The sequence below is a fragment of the Corynebacterium sp. LaCa_23 genome (assembly GCF_058182375.1).
Map to the genome: position 1 here is coordinate 1,356,554 of NZ_CP190825.1, position 18,108 is coordinate 1,374,661.

General features: G+C 60.7%; 18 protein-coding genes. All 18 read right to left on the reverse strand.

What is annotated here, in order from left to right:
- Positions 1-64: 64 nt before the first annotated feature.
- The gene (locus tag ACP8IT_RS06585; protein ID WP_490289774.1) at positions 65-1,042 is read right to left on the reverse strand and encodes a gluconeogenesis factor YvcK family protein; all 978 of its coding nucleotides are present in this window, start codon (positions 1,040-1,042) and stop codon (positions 65-67) included.
- 23 nt (positions 1,043-1,065) lie between these two features.
- Positions 1,066-1,947, reverse strand: a complete 882-nt coding sequence (gene rapZ / locus ACP8IT_RS06590; RefSeq protein ID WP_172596749.1) for an RNase adapter RapZ — start codon at positions 1,945-1,947, stop codon at positions 1,066-1,068.
- Positions 1,948-1,991: 44 nt separating this feature from the next.
- Positions 1,992-4,061: an excinuclease ABC subunit UvrC gene (gene uvrC / locus ACP8IT_RS06595; RefSeq protein WP_005279102.1), complete on the reverse strand. Its 2,070-nt coding sequence runs from the start codon at positions 4,059-4,061 to the stop codon at positions 1,992-1,994.
- 3 nt (positions 4,062-4,064) lie between these two features.
- Complete coding sequence (locus ACP8IT_RS06600) at positions 4,065-4,613, reverse strand: PH domain-containing protein (RefSeq protein WP_005279101.1); 549 nt, start codon at positions 4,611-4,613, stop codon at positions 4,065-4,067.
- Between the two features lie 32 nt (positions 4,614-4,645).
- The gene (gene ribH, locus ACP8IT_RS06605; protein WP_284609441.1) at positions 4,646-5,119 is read right to left on the reverse strand and encodes a 6,7-dimethyl-8-ribityllumazine synthase; all 474 of its coding nucleotides are present in this window, start codon (positions 5,117-5,119) and stop codon (positions 4,646-4,648) included.
- Positions 5,116-6,393, reverse strand: a complete 1,278-nt coding sequence (locus ACP8IT_RS06610; RefSeq protein ID WP_490289775.1) for a bifunctional 3,4-dihydroxy-2-butanone-4-phosphate synthase/GTP cyclohydrolase II — start codon at positions 6,391-6,393, stop codon at positions 5,116-5,118. Before ACP8IT_RS06610 ends, ribH begins: the two co-directional genes overlap by 4 nt.
- A gap of 11 nt (positions 6,394-6,404) precedes the next feature.
- Positions 6,405-7,019 (reverse strand): riboflavin synthase, encoded by a 615-nt coding sequence (locus ACP8IT_RS06615; protein WP_490289776.1) that lies wholly within the window; start codon positions 7,017-7,019, stop codon positions 6,405-6,407.
- Between the two features lie 38 nt (positions 7,020-7,057).
- Positions 7,058-8,080: a bifunctional diaminohydroxyphosphoribosylaminopyrimidine deaminase/5-amino-6-(5-phosphoribosylamino)uracil reductase RibD gene (gene ribD, locus ACP8IT_RS06620; RefSeq protein ID WP_490289777.1), complete on the reverse strand. Its 1,023-nt coding sequence runs from the start codon at positions 8,078-8,080 to the stop codon at positions 7,058-7,060.
- An 11-nt stretch (positions 8,081-8,091) separates the two neighbouring features.
- Positions 8,092-8,760: a ribulose-phosphate 3-epimerase gene (gene rpe / locus ACP8IT_RS06625; RefSeq protein ID WP_039885664.1), complete on the reverse strand. Its 669-nt coding sequence runs from the start codon at positions 8,758-8,760 to the stop codon at positions 8,092-8,094.
- A gap of 10 nt (positions 8,761-8,770) precedes the next feature.
- A complete protein-coding gene (locus ACP8IT_RS06630; RefSeq protein WP_490289778.1) occupies positions 8,771-10,345 on the reverse strand; it encodes an RsmB/NOP family class I SAM-dependent RNA methyltransferase in 1,575 nt (524 codons plus the stop codon).
- A complete protein-coding gene (fmt, locus tag ACP8IT_RS06635) occupies positions 10,342-11,283 on the reverse strand; it encodes a methionyl-tRNA formyltransferase (protein ID WP_284631533.1) in 942 nt (313 codons plus the stop codon). Before fmt ends, ACP8IT_RS06630 begins: the two co-directional genes overlap by 4 nt.
- 75 nt (positions 11,284-11,358) lie before the next feature.
- Positions 11,359-11,874, reverse strand: coding sequence for a peptide deformylase (def, locus tag ACP8IT_RS06640; protein ID WP_023030694.1), 516 nt, complete (start codon positions 11,872-11,874; stop codon positions 11,359-11,361).
- Between the two features lie 52 nt (positions 11,875-11,926).
- The gene (locus ACP8IT_RS06645; RefSeq protein ID WP_490289779.1) at positions 11,927-13,957 is read right to left on the reverse strand and encodes a primosomal protein N'; all 2,031 of its coding nucleotides are present in this window, start codon (positions 13,955-13,957) and stop codon (positions 11,927-11,929) included.
- A gap of 11 nt (positions 13,958-13,968) precedes the next feature.
- On the reverse strand, positions 13,969-15,201 hold the full coding sequence (gene metK / locus ACP8IT_RS06650) for a methionine adenosyltransferase (protein ID WP_490289780.1): 1,233 nt from the start codon (positions 15,199-15,201) through the stop codon (positions 13,969-13,971).
- A gap of 98 nt (positions 15,202-15,299) precedes the next feature.
- Positions 15,300-16,553, reverse strand: a complete 1,254-nt coding sequence (gene coaBC, locus ACP8IT_RS06655) for a bifunctional phosphopantothenoylcysteine decarboxylase/phosphopantothenate--cysteine ligase CoaBC (protein ID WP_490289781.1) — start codon at positions 16,551-16,553, stop codon at positions 15,300-15,302.
- A 136-nt stretch (positions 16,554-16,689) separates the two neighbouring features.
- Positions 16,690-16,992, reverse strand: a complete 303-nt coding sequence (rpoZ, locus tag ACP8IT_RS06660; protein ID WP_005279075.1) for a DNA-directed RNA polymerase subunit omega — start codon at positions 16,990-16,992, stop codon at positions 16,690-16,692.
- Positions 16,993-17,032: 40 nt separating this feature from the next.
- Positions 17,033-17,602: a guanylate kinase gene (gene gmk / locus ACP8IT_RS06665; RefSeq protein WP_005283138.1), complete on the reverse strand. Its 570-nt coding sequence runs from the start codon at positions 17,600-17,602 to the stop codon at positions 17,033-17,035.
- An 8-nt stretch (positions 17,603-17,610) separates the two neighbouring features.
- The gene (mihF, locus tag ACP8IT_RS06670; protein WP_023017443.1) at positions 17,611-17,934 is read right to left on the reverse strand and encodes an integration host factor, actinobacterial type; all 324 of its coding nucleotides are present in this window, start codon (positions 17,932-17,934) and stop codon (positions 17,611-17,613) included.
- Between the last annotated feature and the right edge of the window lie 174 nt (positions 17,935-18,108).

Consider the following 18,108-nt stretch of genomic DNA (forward strand, 5'->3'; position numbering starts at 1 on the left):
GGGAAACTGAATTTTCTTATTTTACCGTGCCCCGCGCATTGAGGACTGGCTGGCCTGATTTTAACTAGGCTCGCCGGTACTCGTTATAAAGATCCACGATGACAGAAGAAAGTTTGTCTGGATCGTGTTTCATCAATCGCTGTCCATTGTCATCCTGAATGCTGACATCCGCAAATACCGCGCGGGCCCCCAAGGCTTGCGCGGCGCGCTGCACATAAACCCGTTCGCTCTCATTCGGCAAGGCTGCTGCATCCACCACGATGCGATCGATCCGTAAATTCGGTGCGTGACGGGCAAGCACATGCACGTGGCGCTCCGCGGAAAAGCCTTGGGTTTCTCCCGGTTCGGCCGACAGGTTGAGCATGACGACGCGCAAAGCATTGGATTCAGAAATGGCCTGGACGATCTCTGGCACCAACGTATGTGGCAGCACGGAGCTAAACCAGGATCCCGGACCGATGGTAATAAGATCAGCCTGCCTAATGGCCTCCAGCGCAGCCGGGCTCGCTTGGGGTGCTTCAGGCAGGATGCGCACCCGCCGTACTTGCCCCGGCGTCGATGCCACCGCGACCTGGCCGCGGACCTGGCGCATGACCCGGGGGTCATCGTCAAGCCCTGAGACATCGGCCTCAATTTCTAGGGGATGCGGGACCACGGGGATGACCCGCCCGTGCGAGTGGGTAAGCTCCGCCACCGCGTCCAAGGCGGCCTGGTAATCGCCCAAAACCCCGGTCAAACCGGCGATCATGAGGTTGCCCACGGCATGGCCTGCCATAGCGCCATTGCCGCCAAAGCGATGCTGGAGGGTCTTGCCCCACAGCTCGCCTATCCGATTGTCATCGGCTAGCGCCGCCAAAGCCATGCGCAGGTCACCGGGTGGAATGATATCCAATTCCCGGCGCAGGCGCCCCGAAGATCCGCCATCATCGGCAACCGTCACGATGGCAGAAATATCCGCTGCATTGCTGCGCCGCGCGGATAAAAGGGTTTGATAAAGACCATGGCCGCCGCCAAGGCAGACCATATGAGAAGGGTGTTCCATACAGTTTTTAATGCTCCTCAGCCCTAATTGCGGGCGATATCCCGGTGCAAAATGCTGACGTCAAGGGTGTCATTGGCGCGCAGGCGCTTGGCGATGTCCTCAGCTACCGCCACCGAGCGGTGATGCCCGCCGGTACAGCCGACGCCCACGGTGATGAAGTTCTTGCCCTCGTGCCGGTATCCCTCGAGCATGGTGGAAAACATGGCGACAAAATTATCCACAAATTTCTGGGCGGCCGGTTGCGACAGGACATAATCGGCCACAGGCGCATCCGTACCGCGGCAGCCGCGCAGCTCCGGAATCCAGTAGGGATTGGGCAAAAAGCGTACGTCGACAACGATGTCGGCATCGCGCGGGGAACCGTTTTTAAATCCGAAGGATTCCACCGTGACGTGCTGGTTCGTATTCTGAAATTCGCCAAATGCAGCTTCGATAGCCCGGCGCAAGTCATGAATCGAGAGGTTCGTGGAATCGATGATGATATCGGAGCGATCCCGAATCTCGGCCACCGCTTGGCGTTCGCGTTGAATGCCCACCTTCAAGGTATCTTCGCCCTGCAATGGGTGCGTACGCCGCACAGAATCGAAGCGACGGATGAGCACATCATCGCGGGCATCGAGGAAGAGCACGGTGGGCTTCATACCCAATGCCGTTAACTCATCGATGGTCTCCATGAGGGACCCCGGAAACATGCGGGAACGCACGTCCGTTACCGCCGCAACCTTTTCAACGGGCGTTTCTTCCTGGTTGCACAATTTCCACAGGTCCACGATGGCGCGCGGCGGGATATTATGCGCCACGTAGTAGCCCTTATCCTCAAAAACCTTGGCGGCGGAACTCAACCCGCCGCCGGACATGCCGGTAATCAAGATGGGCGGAGTCTCGAAGTGCGTCATGCACACCAGTCTAGCGTTTTCGCGCTCTACACTTCTGCCAGAATGCTGCTTATTTACTGTGCGTCGTGCAACTTATCGTAGACGGTCTGGGCCAGCTTCGGCCCGAAGCCGTTGACCTCGCAGATCTCATCCACCGAAGCAGCCTTGAGCTTTTTGACGGAGCCAAAATGCTTGACCAAATCCGTCCGGCGCTGTGGACCGAGACCAGGAATTGCATCGAGCGCCGAAGAACGCATGCGCTTAGACCGTTGTTGCCGGTGGTAGGTAATGGCAAAGCGGTGCGCCTCATCGCGAATCTGCTGCAGCAAGAACAGGGCCTGGGAATTGCGCGGCAAAATCACCGGTTCATCATCGCCTGGCACCCAAATTTCTTCCAAGCGCTTGGCCAGCCCCACGAGGGTGACATCGACGATGCCCAGTTCATCGAATACCTCTTGCGCCGCGGCCACCTGCGGTGCGCCGCCGTCGACGATAAAAAGCTGAGGAGGATAGGCAAAGCGGCGGCCTGCCTCGGCGGATTCTTCCGCCACCTTCTCTTCCGCGAAGGAGGATTCTTCCTTTTCCTCGTCCGGGTTCGCCAACTTATCTTGGTTGTGGCGCTTAAACCGGCGCCGCGTGATTTCTGCAATGGAGCCGACGTCATTGGAATGCCCGTCGCCGGCGGCTTCCTTGATGCGGTAGCGCCGGTAATCGGATTTCTTCGGGATACCGTCTTCAAAAACCACCAGGGAGGCGACGACATCGGTGCCTTGGATATGCGAAATATCGGTGCACTCAATGCGCAGCGGCGCTTGGTCCATTCCCAAAGCATCCTGGATATCCTGCAGCGCCGCAGACCGCGCGGTGAGGTCGCCCACGCGCTTCAGCTTGTGCTGGCGCAGCTGCTCCTTGGCGTTCTTCTCCACGGTATCCATAAGGGAGCGTTTATCGCCGCGTTGGGGAACGCGCAGATCGACGCGCGCACCACGCAGGTCTTCCAAGAGGGACACCACTTGTTCGGACTCCTCCGGCATGGCCTGGACCAGAATCTCGCGCGGGATGACGTGGACGTGGCGCTGTTCCATGTGCGATTCCTGGTCCACCCCGCGCCGCGGCACATCCGCAGCTAAAGCCGCATCTTCGCGGGCTTCTTGTTCTTCGCGCTCCACGGCATCCGAGTAAAATTGGATGAGGAAGTTTTGCACCAGGGCGGGCAAGGCGGGATCGGGTTGGCCCTCCTCAATGGGCTCAGAGGTTGCCTGGTCGCCGGCGCGTTCAACGACCCAGCCGCGCTGGCCGCGGATCCTGCCGCCGCGGACGTGAAAGATTTGGACGGCGGCTTCCAATTCATCGGAATTAAACGCAATCAGATCGGCATCGGTGCCATCGGCGAAGACAACCGCTTGTTGCTCCATAATCTTATCGATGGCCCCAAGGTCATCGCGCAGCCGCGCCGCGCGCTCAAATTCCAGGTTTTCGGCGGCAGCCTCCATGTCCTTGACCAGCTTGCGCCTAACGCCCGCCGTATTGCCGTTCATGAACGAGACCAACTCATTGACGGTCTCGCGGTGTTCTTCCTTGCTTACCCGCCCGATACAGGGCGCATCGCACTTGCCGATGTAGCCCAAAAGGCACGGCCGCCCCAGCCGCTCATGCCGGTTATATACACCCTTTGAACAGGTGCGCATGGGAAAGACGCGGGTGAGTAGATCCAGGCTTTCGCGCACCGCCCATGCATGGGAATAGGGCCCGAAGTAGCGCACCCCCTTGCGGCGGGGGCCGCGGTAGAAAAAGGCGCGCGGGACAACCTCTCCCACCGAGACGGCAAGCATGGGATACGTCTTGTCATCGCGGTACATGACGTTGAAGTGCGGGTCGAACCGCTTAATCCAGGTATATTCCAGCTGCAGAGCTTCAACTTCGCTGGCAACAACCGTCCACTCCACGGAGCTGGCGGTCAACACCATTTGCCGCGTGCGCGGGTGCAGCTGCGTGATGTCTTGGAAATAATTGGACAGGCGCGCCCGCAGGTTTTTGGCCTTGCCTACGTAGATGACGCGCTTGTTTTCATCGCGGAACTTATAAACGCCCGGCTCCGTCGGAATGGTTCCTGGGGCGGGGCGATAGGTCGTTGGATCTGCCAATGCTTAATCCTGCGGCATGTATTTGGCTTCCAGATCGCGGAAGTCACGGACTTTTGTGATCACGGTATCTTTATCGCCGGACTGCAGCGCCCACACGGGCACGGCCTCAAATTCGGGCAGCTCGAGGCGGGCCATGCGCTGGCCGACGGGGAAGGATAGCCCGTAGACCACCTGCCACGGGTAAAAGCGCGTGCCGATGATATTGCGGACCTCTACCCCATCCTCATTGGCCTGCAGCCGCGGCCGGTTCAGCGCAATCCAGGACAAGATGGAAATGACTACGCCCACACCGGGGAAAGCGAATTTATCGATGGTGGTCACGTGCGCGCCGGTAAAAGAGATATCGAGAGTGACACCCATGAAAATATGGATGGCCATGACTAGGATGACCCAGCCGATGGCAATCTTGCGCAAAAACGGGGACTTGGCGGTATACTCCCACGGCTTCGACGTGGTCCGTGCGAAGGGATCCGCGCTGGTATAGGCCAATACCTCTGCATCGCTGAGAGAGCGGCGCGGGTGGGATTCATTCGAGGCTGCGGCCTCATTCATGTGCTTTACTCCTCCGGAAGTCCTGCCTGCCTTTAATCTGCGTTTAGTCTACGCAATTGCAGCGCGGTATCTAAAGCCGCAATCATGGATTCTGCGCCCTTGTTTTCCGCCGAGTCAGGAAAACCTGCGCGATCGATGGCCTGCTGCTGGTCATTGACCGTCAATACCCCATTGCCAATCGGCGTCGATTCATCCAAGGAGATGCGCGTGAGGGCTTGGGTGACGGAATCGCAGACGTAATCAAAGTGCGGAGTACCGCCACGGATGACGCAGCCCAAGGCAACGACGGCATCGAATTTCCGCGCGGCTGCTTGGACAACCACGCCCAGTTCCAGGGAGCCGACGACGCGGAACTCCGCGACCTCTGCCCCATTAGCACGCGCAGTCTCCACCGCCTGCTGGTGCAACTGATCGCAGACTTCCTCGTTCCACGTCGCGGTCACCACCGCGACGCGGAGGCCGCGCGCATCTACCTGGGCGATAGCCGGTAATCCTTCTTTACTCATTTACCTAATTCTCCTTCGTGCTGCGCGTCCCACTGTGCCACCTGCGGAAGATTGTGGCCCATGCGGTCGCGTTTGGTGCGCAAATACCGAATATTATCGGCGTTGGCGGCGATGGTAAGCGGGGTATGTTGGCTGACTTCAATGCCGAATCCGGCGAGCCCTTCTCCCTTGTGTGGGTTATTGGTCAACAGCTGCGCCGATTCCACCCCAAGGTCCTTCAGGATCTGGCCGGCCACGGAATACTCGCGGGCGTCTTCGGGCAGCCCTTGTTCCAGGTTGGCATCGACTGTATCCCAGCCCTCGTCCTGGAGCCTGTACGCCTGCAGCTTGTGCACCAACCCGATCCCGCGGCCCTCGTGGCCGCGCAGGTAAATGACTACCCCGCTGCCGGCTTCCTGCACCTTGCGCAGGGATTCCTGCAATTGGGGGCCGCAATCGCAGCGGCGCGAGCCAAAGACGTCTCCGGTCAGGCACTCGGAATGCACGCGCACCACAACATCACGGGCTCCACGAAGCTGCGTGGGATCACCGGCGATCAAGGCGATATGCTCTTGGCCATCGAGGTCATGTCTGTAACCAATCGCGGTGAATTCGCCATACTCGGTGGGCAGGCGGGTTTCCACCGCGCGCTGGGTTTGCACCTCATGGTGGCGGCGCCACTCAATGAGCTGCGCGATAGAAATCAGGGCGAGGCCGTGCTTATCGGCAAAGCGGCGCAGCTCCGGCCCGCGGGCCATATCCGTCGGGTCTTCTTCTGATACGACTTCACACAGCACGCCGGCAGGGCGAAGGCCAGCAAGGCGGGCCAAATCGACGGCGGCTTCCGTGTGCCCATCGCGCTCCAGCACCCCACCGGGCCGCGCGCGCAGGGGAACAACGTGGCCCGGCCGGGTAAAGTCGCTGGACTGGGTCGAAGGATCCGCCAAGCGGCGGATGGTTTCCGCGCGGGAGGCCGCAGAAATTCCGGTAGAGCCTGTCGCCGCATCCACGGTGACCGTATAGGCCGTCTGGCGCACATCCTGGTTCTGCGCCATCATCGGCGGCAAATCGAGCCGCTGGCAATCTTCCGGCAATAGCGAGGCGCACACGTATCCGGAGGAATACCGCACCATAAACGCGACCAGTTCCGGGGTTGCCAGCTCCGCGGCAAAGATCAGATCCCCTTCGTTTTCCCGTCCTTCATCATCCATGACGATGACCGGCTTGCCGGCGGCAATCTCCGCAATGGCGTGATCGATGGCATCAAAATGGATGCTCTCTTCAGTCGCGAACATAACCTAGCAGTCTAGTCCTTTGCTTGAGCACTTCCGGATTCGGGGTGAAGCATCTTTTCCACGTACTTCGCCAGCACATCCACCTCGAGGTTTACGATATCGCCAACCTTGGATTCACCGTGCGTCGTCTCCCGCAAGGTGGTTGGGATGAGGGAGACCTCGAACCAATCTTCGCCTACGGCGCTGACGGTCAAGGACGTGCCGTTGACCGCGATGGAGCCCTTTTCCACGACGTACCGAGCAAGATCGCGGGGCAAGCTAAAGCGCAGCACGTCCCAGTGCTCCGAGTGCTCGCGCGAGACCAAGCGCGCCGTGCCATCGACATGGCCCTGCATCATGTGTCCACCCAGCCGCGTGGTCGGCAGCAATGCCGGCTCAACGTTCACCCGCGCGCCCTCTTTCAGCTGACCGAGTCCCGTCCGGTCCAATGACTCTTGCATCACATCAGCGCAGAAAATATCCACATCCAATTCCGCGATGGTAAGGCACACGCCGTTGATGGCGATGGAATCTCCTAAGCGCGCATCACTCACCGTCTGCGGCGCGCGAATGCTCAGCCGCAGCGCATCCGCCTGTTGCTCGAGCGCGGCTACCGTGCCGAGTTCTTGTACTAGCCCTGTAAACAATTAATCCCCTTGTGTTTATCTCTTAAGTATCTAATCTCTTAACGCTCATTCCGCGCCTCGTATTCGATGAGGACATCGGGCCCGAGGCTGGTGGTGCGCACGGTGGTAAAATGTGGGGCATCGGCAAGCGTGTGCGCCACCGCATTCGCCAGAACCCCACGCCCTTGGCCGAGCAGGATGGGGGCAATATACGCCGCCAGCGTATCCACGGCGCCAGCCTCGATAAAGCTCTGGGCCAGGCCAGCCCCTCCTTCCACCAAGACGTCGCGGGCGCCGCTGGCATATAGCTCCTTCAGCGCGCCCTCGATGGTGTCATATTGCTCAAATCCCAGCCGCTGCAGGTGCGAAGCCTTCTCACCCGCGGCTTGGAGATCGCGCTTGCCGATGACCACGCGGCGCGGCTGGTGCTCTCGCAGACTCCCATCGCTAAAGCGCGCGGTAAGCGAGGGGTTATCGGCAAGCGCGGTGCCGGTGCCGATAATGATGGCATCGCGCCGCGCCCTATCGGCGTGGACCCACTCGCGGGCCTTAGGCCCAGTGATCCACTGGCTCGTGCCATCGGCGGCAGCGGTAAACCCATCTAAGGTCTGCGCAAATTTCAGGGTGACGTGCGGGCGCTGCAGCTTTACCGCGCGCAACCAGGCACGCACCGCGTCTTCGACGCCATCCGGTGCGGTGAGCTGGCCCACCTCAACCCCGGCGGCGGCCAGGGCCTGCGCACCCCCGCCCGCTTGGGGCGTGGGATCGGGATGCAGGTAGAACACGCGGGCAATTCCGGCATCGATAAGCGCCGTGGCGCAGGGACCCGTCCTGCCCGTATGCGCGCAGGGCTCCAGGGTAACCACGGCCGTGCCGCCGCGGGCCTTCTCGCCGGCCGCGCGCAGCGCCATGACTTCCGCGTGGGCACCGCCCACCGGCTGGGTCGCACCGCGCCCCACAACGGCGCCGGTAGCAGACAAAATCACCGCGCCTACAGGAGGATTGGGGCTTGTGGTACCGCGCACCGCCGCGCCGGCCTGCATGGCCTGAAGCAATGCTCCGGGAATATTGGTTTCATCCATCGCGCCGGCCATTATGACCGCGCCGCAAGCGCGCGCAGTTCTTCCACCGCCTGCGCTGGATCATCGCTTTTGAATACGGCCGATCCCGCCACGAAGGAATCGCACCCGGCCTCCGCGGCCAAGGCAATCGTATCCGGGTCGATGCCGCCATCGATTTCGATGACGGTATCGAGGTTCTGCTGGTCAATGCTTTCGCGCAGGGCGCGGACTTTATCCAGCATGGCGGGCATGAATTTCTGCCCGCCAAACCCCGGTTCTACGGACATGACCAGCACCTCATCAAAATGGTGCAGCTTATCCAGCCACGGCTCAATGGGCGTATCCGGCTTGATGGAAAAGGCGGCACGCGCGCCCAAGTCCCGAATATTTTCTGCCAATTCCACCGCGGCTGCTTCACCCTCAACCGCTTCCACGTGGAAAATGATGGTGGTGGCACCGGCTTTGATATAGGTCTCCACCCATTTCGCCGGCGACTCAATCATCAGGTGCACGTCAAGCGGCTTATCCGTGGACCTTTTCACCGTGGCCGTAATATCCGGACCGAAGGAAAGGTTGGGGACAAAGTGCCCGTCCATGATGTCTACATGGATCCAATCGGCATTCGAGATGGCCTCTAGTTGTTCACCTAGCCGCGCGAAGTCAGCAGCCAAAATTGACGGAGAAATAAGTGGTGCAGGCATACCTTTAATCCTAGCGCCCTTCCTCATCGCCGCGCCGCAATACCGCCATGAACATGGCATCGGTGCCGTGGCGGTGCGGCCACATTTGGACGGATTTTTCTTTTCCTACATTGCCCATATCCGGGATAAAATCCCGCGCATCCAGCTCCTGCGCGCCCAGCTTTTCTACCGCCTGGTCCACGATGGCGCGGGTTTCGCGCAGGTCCGGCGAACACGTGGAATACACCACGACCCCGCCCGGGCGCACGAGCTTTAAAGCAGAGGATAAGAGCTCGAATTGCAGTGTCGAAAGCTCGGCAATATCGGCCTCAGATTTCCGCCAGCGTGCCTCAGGGCGGCGCCGCAAAGCGCCCAGCCCTGAACACGGCGCGTCCACCAAGATGCGATCGAATCCCGAGCCCACCTGCGGGTTGCGGCCATCGGCCACGTGGACGGTCACCGGCAACCCCTGCACCGTCTTTTCAATCAGTTTCGCGCGGTGCGGCGATACTTCCACGGCATCAACGTGCGCGGACTCGATGCGCGCCAAGGCCCCCATCAGGGCCGCCTTGCCACCCGGGCCCGCGCATAGGTCGAGCCAGCGGCCCTGGTCGGTACCGCTGACGGGCACCTCGCACACGGCGCGGGCGATAAGCTGCGAGCCTTCATCTTGTACCGCGGCCATGCCCTGCTGGACCGGTTCCAATTGGCCTGGGTCCCCGGAGTCCATATACACCGCGTAGGGCGAGTAGGTACCTTCTTCGTTTCCGGTAATCAGAGCCAATTCCTCGGCGGAAATTTCGCCTGGACGCGCCACCAGGTGCACGCTCGGGCGCTCGGAATCCGCCGCTAAGGCAGCCGGCAATTCCTCGGGGTCGACAACGCGGGCAAAAGACTCCGCGATCCACGTTGGGTGCGCATGCCTAAAAGCCAGGCCTGCAACCTCGCCTTCTGGGGCAAGGCGCTTGAGCCACTCATTCGGCGGGGTCCGGGTAATGGTGCGCAAGATGCCATTGGCAAACCCTTTGGCTTTTTCTTCCCCGCCCGCCACGACGAGCCGGACGGAGGTATCTACCGCAGCGTGGGGTTCCACGCGCGTATAGAGCACCTGGTAGGTGCCCAGGCGCAGGGCATCGATGACCACCGGCGAGATTGCCTCCAACTCGCGCGAGGAACACTGCGCGATCACCGCATCGAGCACACCCAAGGTGCGCAGGGTGCCATAGGTAATCTCCGTGGCAAACGCGGCATCGCGGCCAGAAAGTTTCTGCTTGCGCAGCGCCTTGGGCAGGACAAGGTTGGCAAACGCATCCTCTTCGCTTACCCGGCGCACCACATCGAAGGCAACGGCGCGGGCCGGATCCACGCCCTGGTCGATGGCGGCGTGCACCAGTGACTTCCCCGCGCCTGCGTTCTGTGCGCCCGCATTCCGGCTACCCCGGCCACCCCGGTTGCCACGGTTATCCCGGTTGCCCTGGCGTTGCGGACCACGCTTGCCTTGGCCGCCCTGCGCATTGCCGCGCTGGGGCGCGCCGTTCTTGCCGTGTTGTGTAGCCTCCGGCGCCTTGTCGCCGGACTTACTGCGGGAGCGGAATCCACCAGTCACTGGAACCTCACCTCTGCGTTCTTTCCTAATCCACGCGCCCAATCGGCGGCATTCATCATCTTTTTGCCCGGTGGCTGAATCCTATCCAGCTGCACCGGTTGCGTCGCGGTCCCGATGTACACCGCGTCCTTGCTAATCAGCGCCTCGCCCGGATGCAGCTGTTTGCCGATGCCCTCGGTGAGACTCACCGGGCCGAGCTTGAGGCGGGCATCGTCAAGCAGCGTCCACGCGCCCGGGCCTGGGGTGTGGGCGCGGATATGCCGGTCGATGGCGAAGGCAGGCTGCGCCCAGTCAATGCGGGCTGCCGCGGTAGAGATCTTCGGCGCATAGGTGGCTTCGCCGCTTTGGGCCTGCGGCTCCAGCGTGCCGGCCTCCAGCCCATCCATGGTGGCGACCAGGAGATCCGCCCCGGAATACGCCAGCCGTGTGAGCAGATCGTCCGCGGTATCGGTTCCGGTGATGCCTTCTGTAACCGTGCCGAATACCGGGCCCGTATCCAGGCCTTCTTCAATCCGGAAGGTGGACGCACCGGTAATATCATCGCCCGCCGCGATAGCCGCCTGCACCGGCGCCGCGCCGCGCCAGGCGGGAAGAAGGGAAAAGTGCAGGTTGACCCAGCCATGGCGCGCGACATCCAAGAGATCCTTGCTAATGAGATTGCCATAGGCCACCACCGGAATGGCCTCGGGCTGCAGCTCCGCCAGGCGCTCACGCAGGTTATCGCCATCCTCCGTGCCAGGCCGCAGCGTGGTCGGGGTCAACACCTCGATGCCGTGTTCTTGCGCCAGCGCCTTTACCGGGCTCGGGTGAAGGCTGCGGCCCCTGCCCTTCTTCGCATCGGGCCGGGTAATGACCGCTACCACTTCGTGGCTGGAGGCAAGCAATTTCTCCAATGCCGCCACCGCCGGCTCTGGGGTGCCGGCAAAAATAATCCGCATACTGGATGAGTCTCCTCGAGGTCTCGGGTGAAAATTCTAGGGTACAACGAGCCTGCCTGCGTTGCCGAAGCTCGCCTACCCCGCGCTATTAAACCAATCGGCTTCGCGGATGGTACGCATGGCGGCCTTGCGGTCGGCATCGCCAAGCCGGCACAGGAATAGCACTCCATCAAGGTGATCGGTTTCATGCTGAATGCACCGAGCCAAAAGCCCCGAGGCGACCATCCCCACCGGCCTGCCTTCTACATCGCGCCCAGAGACAAATACCCGGTTGTGCCGCGGGGTATCGGCGCTAATCCCCGGGATGGATAGGCATCCTTCCGGGCCAACCTGCATGTCTTCTCCCAGCGGCGTCCACACGGGGTTGATGAGAACCCCGCGCAATCCGGCCTGGATAGGCGAACAGTCATAGACAAAGATGCGCTTGAGTATGCCCACCTGATTCGCCGCGAGCCCCACCCCGCCGGCGGCATCCATGGTCTCTAGCATGTTTTGTGCCAGCGTGCGCAGGCCGGTGTCAAAGGTAGTAATCTCTTCTGCCCGCGAGCTTAATACGGGATCCCCGTAGAGCCTGATGTCTAATTCCGCCACTGATTTGTCCCTTTCTCTTGTACTGCCTAATCGGGTAAGTCTATGCGCACTTCTAACCCACGTGAATGGGATCGACCGTGATGCGAAGCGGCAATTCATCTTTTCTTGCGCTGCGCGCCGCATTAGCCTTGCGCAGCGCGCGTCCCAACTGCGATCGCGGCCCCAGCGGGGCGCGCACCACTAGGCGTTGGGGTGGGCCAAAGCGGTCCGCATCGTATTCCCCGGGGAGGCTATCCCCTGGCGGGAGCGGAACCGGGCCTAAGACCTCGGCGTGCTCTGGCAGGTCCACCAACTGCTCGAAGGAATCCAAGGCCGCGTCCGCTCCGTCGATGGCGGCGAAATGCACGGCCGGCGGAAAGCGCACCTCGCGCCGGGCCCGCAATTCCTCTGCCGCGGCCGCGACCATGTCCCAGCTCATGAAGTGGCGGACGACGGGAAGTTCCGGATCCGCGGCGATGATGACGCGCCCGCCCTTAAAATGCGGCCTGACCATGGTGGCCGCCTGCGCCCATTTGGCCAGGCAGTCCTCGGTGGCGCGCAAGTCTTGCCGGTTTAATAAGGTGCCCGCGTCCAATAGCAGCGCCGCGCCATAGGCGCCGCCATTCACCCGCGGCTCGGCGCCAGGGGTAGCAATCACTAATGCCGGGGCATTTTCAATTGAGCCCACGACCTTATTGCCGCCAGAAACCACGACGGACGTATTGGGAAAGGCGCGCCCCAATTCCTCCGCGGTGCGTTCAGAGCCTAAAACGATGGCGCGCAGCCGCGGCGAGCCGCACTCGGTACAGCGATGATTGGTGGCAATGCGCCCGCACCAACGGCAGGTAGGCATGACGGCTTCCTCGCTTGAGCGCTCGGAGCTTGGGGGCAAGCCCAAGGGGCCATTACAGTGGCGGCACCGCGCGGGAGAATGGCACTTTCCGCACGCCAAAATAGGCGCATACCCTTTGCGTGGGACCTGCACTAGCACTGGTTCGCCGCGGTCGAGGGCCTGCTGCGCTGCCTGAAAGGCCGGCGCTTGCACAGAGGTCGTACCGCCCTCCAGGTCCCTAGAAATGGATAGCCCGTAGACGCCAATGGCCAAAATATCGGGCCGGCGCGCCTCTATGGTTGAGGCGCTCGGAATGAGGTCGTGTGCCCACCCAGAGTCGACCAATAACTGGGTTTCTGCCGTGCGCGAGTGGTTCGCCGCAATGAAGCTGCAATTTTCAAAGGCAGAGCGGGTGGTAAGCACCTCCCGGGCGTGGACGTAGGGCTTAATATTATCCACCAAGTTATCGTTACCATCATCAAAAATGACGGCCAGCTGCAGGTTGTCCACGGGGGTAAAAGCCGCCGAGCGCGTACCAATGACGATTCGCGCCTGCCCCACCAAGGCCGAAAGATAGCGGCGATAGCGCGCTTGCGGGCCCATGCTATTGGTGAGCACCGTGATTTGTTTCGGCCCCACAACACCGCGCAGGGCGTTTTCAAGGGCGTCCACTACCTTTTGGTCTGGGACCACGATAAGGACGCCTCCCCCACCCAGGGCAACCTTGACCGCTAAGGCCGCGAGTGCATCTTCCCATTCATCGCCGGGAGCGATTTGCCACGCGGCACGTGCTAATTTCCCGCCCAGGATGGAATCAACAAAGGTTTCCCCATGTTGATAGGCAGACCACCCGGATAAATCGGGCTCGCTGGCGGCGCCGAGTTCTTCCCACGGCGTATCCAAATCCGCTTCTTCTGCCTTTGCGTGCCGCGGCGGAATGGCGGAGCGAATGATATCGGAGCAAATTCCGCCATAGCGATCCGCAAGGGCTTCCACCAGCCGGGACAGCTGCGGTGGATAAACCTGGAATGGGGAGATGACCCGCTCGATAAAGTGCAGCTGCCCGCCAAAATCGGACTCATGCTTGCGCTCGACGATGATCGCATCCACCAAGCGCCCATTAAACCGAATGCGCACCTTCACCCCGGCTTGGGCGCTATCAGATTCGGCCTCATCTACCAGGTAATCAAAGCCCCGATCGAGGTGGGCAACCCCTAAAAGAGGCAACACCCGCGCGACCGGTTTCCGGGCGGCGGGTGTTTTCTTAGGCATAAGCCCACATTCTACAGACCAGCGGCAGCGCGCAATTCCTCCACTCGGTTCAACTGCTCCCACGGCAGGTCAACGTCGGTACGTCCAAAGTGGCCGTAGGCGGCGGTCTGGCCGTAGATAGGACGCAGCAGATCCAATTCGCGGATGATGGCGGCCGGGCGAAGGTCAAAGACCTTATTGACGGCAGCCTGGATCTGCTCATCGGTCAAGTTCTGCTTCGCGGTTCCGAAGGTCTCGACGTAGAGGCCAACCGGCTTGGCGCGACCGATGGCGTAGGCCACCTGCACCTCTGCGCGATCCGCCAGGCCCGCGGCGACGATATTCTTGGCCACCCAGCGCATGGCGTAGGCCGCAGAGCGGTCCACCTTGCTGGGGTCCTTGCCGGAGAAGGCACCGCCGCCGTGGCGGGCCATGCCGCCGTAGGTATCCACGATGATCTTGCGTCCGGTAAGGCCCGCATCGCCCATGGGCCCGCCCAAGATGAAGGAGCCGGAAGGATTGACCAAGAGGTTGGTCTCATCGGTGTAGTACTTATCGAGCCCGGCATCCTTAATGGCCCAGTCCAGCACCTCGCTGCGCAGGTGGGTTTCTAGCCACCGGCTATCAACCTCAGGATCGTGCTGGGTAGAAATAACGACCGTATCCAGGTGAGAAGGCTCATTATCGTCGTTATAAGCGAAGGTCACCTGGGTCTTGCCGTCCGGGCGCAGGTGGTCCACGATGCCCTCTTTGCGCACCTGGGTCAGGCGGCGGGACAGGCGGTGCGCCAAGGCGATGGGCAACGGCATGTACTCTGCGGTTTCATTCGACGCGTAACCAAACATCAGGCCCTGGTCGCCGGCGCCGGCGGTGTCATTTTCCTCGTCATAATCCGCGCCCTGGTCGCGTGCCTCGGTGGAGGTATCCACGCCGGCACCGATTTCCTGCGACTGCTCGCCGATGGCGATGTTGACGCCACAGGTATTGCCATCAAAGCCCACATCGGAAGAGGTAAAGCCGATGGACTTTAGGGTCTCGCGCACAAGGGCCGGGATTTCCACGTAGGCGTTGGTGCGGACCTCGCCCACGACGTGTACCTGGCCGGTGGTAACCAGCGTTTCCACGGCGACGCGAGACTCCGGATCCTTTTCTAAAAGTGCATCCAAGATGGCATCCGAGATGGCGTCACAGATTTTATCCGGGTGCCCCTCAGTAACGGACTCGCTTGTAAAAAGACGAGCTTCCACTGCAGCGTTATCAGTCACAAAAACTTCCTTAGATTATTTACGTATTCGATACCGAGGCATTGTGCCCCAACCCATTACAAGGCAACCCTAGACCAAGCGGTCTATAAACGCAATATTTAATTTCCCGGTTCAATCATTTCATTCACGGCGCCCAGAATCTGCGCCGCGACGACCTGCTTAGATCCGTGCTCCACGCGCTGCGGTTCCTCGTTTCGCCGCAGGATCCACCCCTCGCTGCTTTCCTGGCCAAAGGTCACGCCGCGGCCCACCTCATTGGCCATCAGTACGTCGCACCCCTTGCGCGCAAACTTTTCTTTCGCGTAATCCAGCGCCGAAGAATCGCCATCTCCAGTCTCGGCCGCGAAACCGACGATGACGCACTTCTGCGGCACCTCGCCTTCCTCGCGGGCTGCCACGATAGACTTCAAAATATCTGGGTTTTCCACCATCTCTAGCGTCGCGAGCGCATCATCGGCCTTGCCCTTTTTCATTTTGGACTCGGCCACGTTCGCGGGCCGGTAATCCGCGACTGCAGCGGCCATGATGACGATATCGGCATCGCAGGATTCCTCGCGCATCGCGGTTTCTAGGTCTTGCGCAGAAACGATGTTCCGGATTGTAGCCCCGCTCGGTACCGGCAACTCCGCGGTATTGCCCGCCACGATAGTGACATCTGCACCCTTGTGCGCGGCCACTTCTGCCAGTGCAAACCCTTGCCTGCCGGAGGAACGGTTTCCTAAATAGCGAACCGGATCCAATTCTTCTTGCGTGCCACCAGCAGAGATCACAACCTTCAGCCCCGCCCAGCTGTGATCGATGTGAAAGCCAGCGAGCTCGGTGCGCGTGATGGCCGCAATCTGTTCTGGATCCGGCAGCCTGCCCGCGCCCGTATCCTTACCCGTAAGGCGCCCGTGCGCTGGTTCCATAACGGTAATTCCGCGCCGGCGCAGGGTCTTTACGTTGTCTTGTGTCGCTGGGTTATTCCACATTTCGGTGTGCATGGCGGGCGCCACGATGATGGGACACGTTGCCACCAGCACGGTCGCGGTCAAGAGATCATCGGCGCGGCCCGCAGCCAAGCGCGCAATGAGGTCAGCCGTGGCAGGGGCGATGACCACGGCATCGGCTTCCTGGCCTACAGCTACGTGTTGAACGTCCTCGACCGCCTCAAAAACACTCGTTGAGACGGGATTTCCGGATAATGCCTCAAAAGTGGCGGCCCCTACGAAGTTCAATGCGCTTAGTGTAGGAACGACGCGGACATTATCGCCATGTTCTTTGAAATTGCGCACCAAGTGGCAAGCCTTATACGCGGCGATGCCACCGGCAACGCCCAACACGATATTGCGAGGAGAATTTAAGTCAGTCACATCGCACAATCGTACCGTGCAGGCATGACAAGAGCCCCGCCCGGCCACCACGTTAGTTCCACAGAAGTGAAACCAAGTGGGCTTGGCCGGACGGGGCTGAAATGAGGCACAAGGTGCGCACGCAAAAGCGCGCTACTTACTTGCCTTCCTCGTGGTCCAACAGACCTGCGTCGATTTCGCGCAGCGCGATGGACAGTGGCTTCTCGCCGGGCTCTGGGTTAACCAGTGGGCCGACGAACTCAAAGACGCCTTCATCTTGCTCTTGGTAGTAGCTATTGATCTGGCGCGCACGCTTGGCAGCGAAAATTACCAAGGCGTACTTGGAAGAAACCTTGTCCAACAGCTCATCGATTGGCGGGTCCGTAATGCCAATCGGGTCATCAAATACCGGTTCCGACTTCGCGGATTCAGTGTTAGAAGGGGTGGTCACGTTAGTCACATGCACCTTTACATTGGTTGAAGATGGTCAAAAGAAGAGTCTATCCACGCAGGATATCACTAATGGCGGCCACTGCCTCATCTAGGTTTTCATTGACCACAACGTGATCAAACTCATCCTGTGCAGCTAGTTCCTCGTACGCAGTGTGCAACCTACGATCAATGACGTCTTGCGGTTCGGTACCGCGACCGGTCAGGCGCTCTACTAACACCTCCCACGAAGGAGGTGCCAAGAAGACCAAATCCGCTTCCGGCAAGGCCTTGCGAACGCTGCGCGCACCGGCCAAATCGACCTCGACGAGAACCGGGCGACCGGCGTCCAAGGCCTCTTCTACGGGCCGGGCGGGTGTTCCGGAACGCTGCAATCCGCCGTGAATATCTGCCCATTCGAGCATCTCACCGGCATCAATGCGTTCCTGAAAGGCCTCAGGGGTGACGAAGAAATAATCCACGCCATCTTGCTCCCCGGGGCGGGGCTGGCGCGTTGTCATAGACACGCTGAAATACAGCCCCTCGACGTCATGCCGTAGACGCGAGACTACGGTGGATTTCCCCACTGCGGAAGGACCCGCCAACACGACGAGGCGACCGCGAGCAGTTGCGTCAGCCATAGACGTGATTATTCGTCGTCGTAACCGAAGCGCTCAAGCAGAGCACGACGCTGGCGCTCACCCAGACCGCGCAGGCGACGGGTCTGCGCAATCTCCAGATCTTCCATGATTTCCTTGGCCTTGACCTTGCCAACCTTAGGCAGAGCCTCGAGGAGTGCGGAAACCTTGGTCTTGCCGATGATCTCATCGGTCTCAGCCTTTTCCAGCACGTCCTTCAGGTCGGTCTCGCCGCGCTTAAGCGCAGCCTTGAGCTCAGCGCGAGCCTTGCGGGCCTCAGCGGCCTTTGCGAGAGCTTCCTTACGCTGCTCATCAGTCAACTTTGGAAGGGCCACGAGTTTCCTCCGATTCATTAGATTGCTTCTATTACTTCTGATACTTGGTACCAGATTCCGGTTGCCAAACGCGATGGAAATACCGCGGAAAGTTACCCTGAACCTTCGAGCACACCGACTTCTGATTATCCTAGCACCGCTAGTGACACGATGACGATAGGCGACCCAGATAGG

Bases quoted from the DNA above. Each gene is read 5' to 3' on its own strand.
- ribD (WP_490289777.1), bottom strand. From the start codon at position 8,080: ATGGATGAAACCAATATTCCCGGAGCATTGCTTCAGGCCATGCAGGCC.
- ACP8IT_RS06585 (WP_490289774.1), bottom strand. From the start codon at position 1,042: ATGGAACACCCTTCTCATATGGTCTGCCTTGGCGGCGGCCATGGTCTT.
- rpe (WP_039885664.1), bottom strand. From the start codon at position 8,760: ATGCCTGCACCACTTATTTCTCCGTCAATTTTGGCTGCTGACTTCGCG.
- ACP8IT_RS06600 (WP_005279101.1), bottom strand. From the start codon at position 4,613: ATGAATGAGGCCGCAGCCTCGAATGAATCCCACCCGCGCCGCTCTCTC.
- ACP8IT_RS06610 (WP_490289775.1), bottom strand. From the start codon at position 6,393: ATGTTCGCGACTGAAGAGAGCATCCATTTTGATGCCATCGATCACGCC.
- ACP8IT_RS06645 (WP_490289779.1), bottom strand. From the start codon at position 13,957: ATGCCTAAGAAAACACCCGCCGCCCGGAAACCGGTCGCGCGGGTGTTG.
- fmt (WP_284631533.1), bottom strand. From the start codon at position 11,283: ATGCGGATTATTTTTGCCGGCACCCCAGAGCCGGCGGTGGCGGCATTG.
- ribH (WP_284609441.1), bottom strand. From the start codon at position 5,119: ATGAGTAAAGAAGGATTACCGGCTATCGCCCAGGTAGATGCGCGCGGC.
- gmk (WP_005283138.1), bottom strand. From the start codon at position 17,602: ATGGCTGACGCAACTGCTCGCGGTCGCCTCGTCGTGTTGGCGGGTCCT.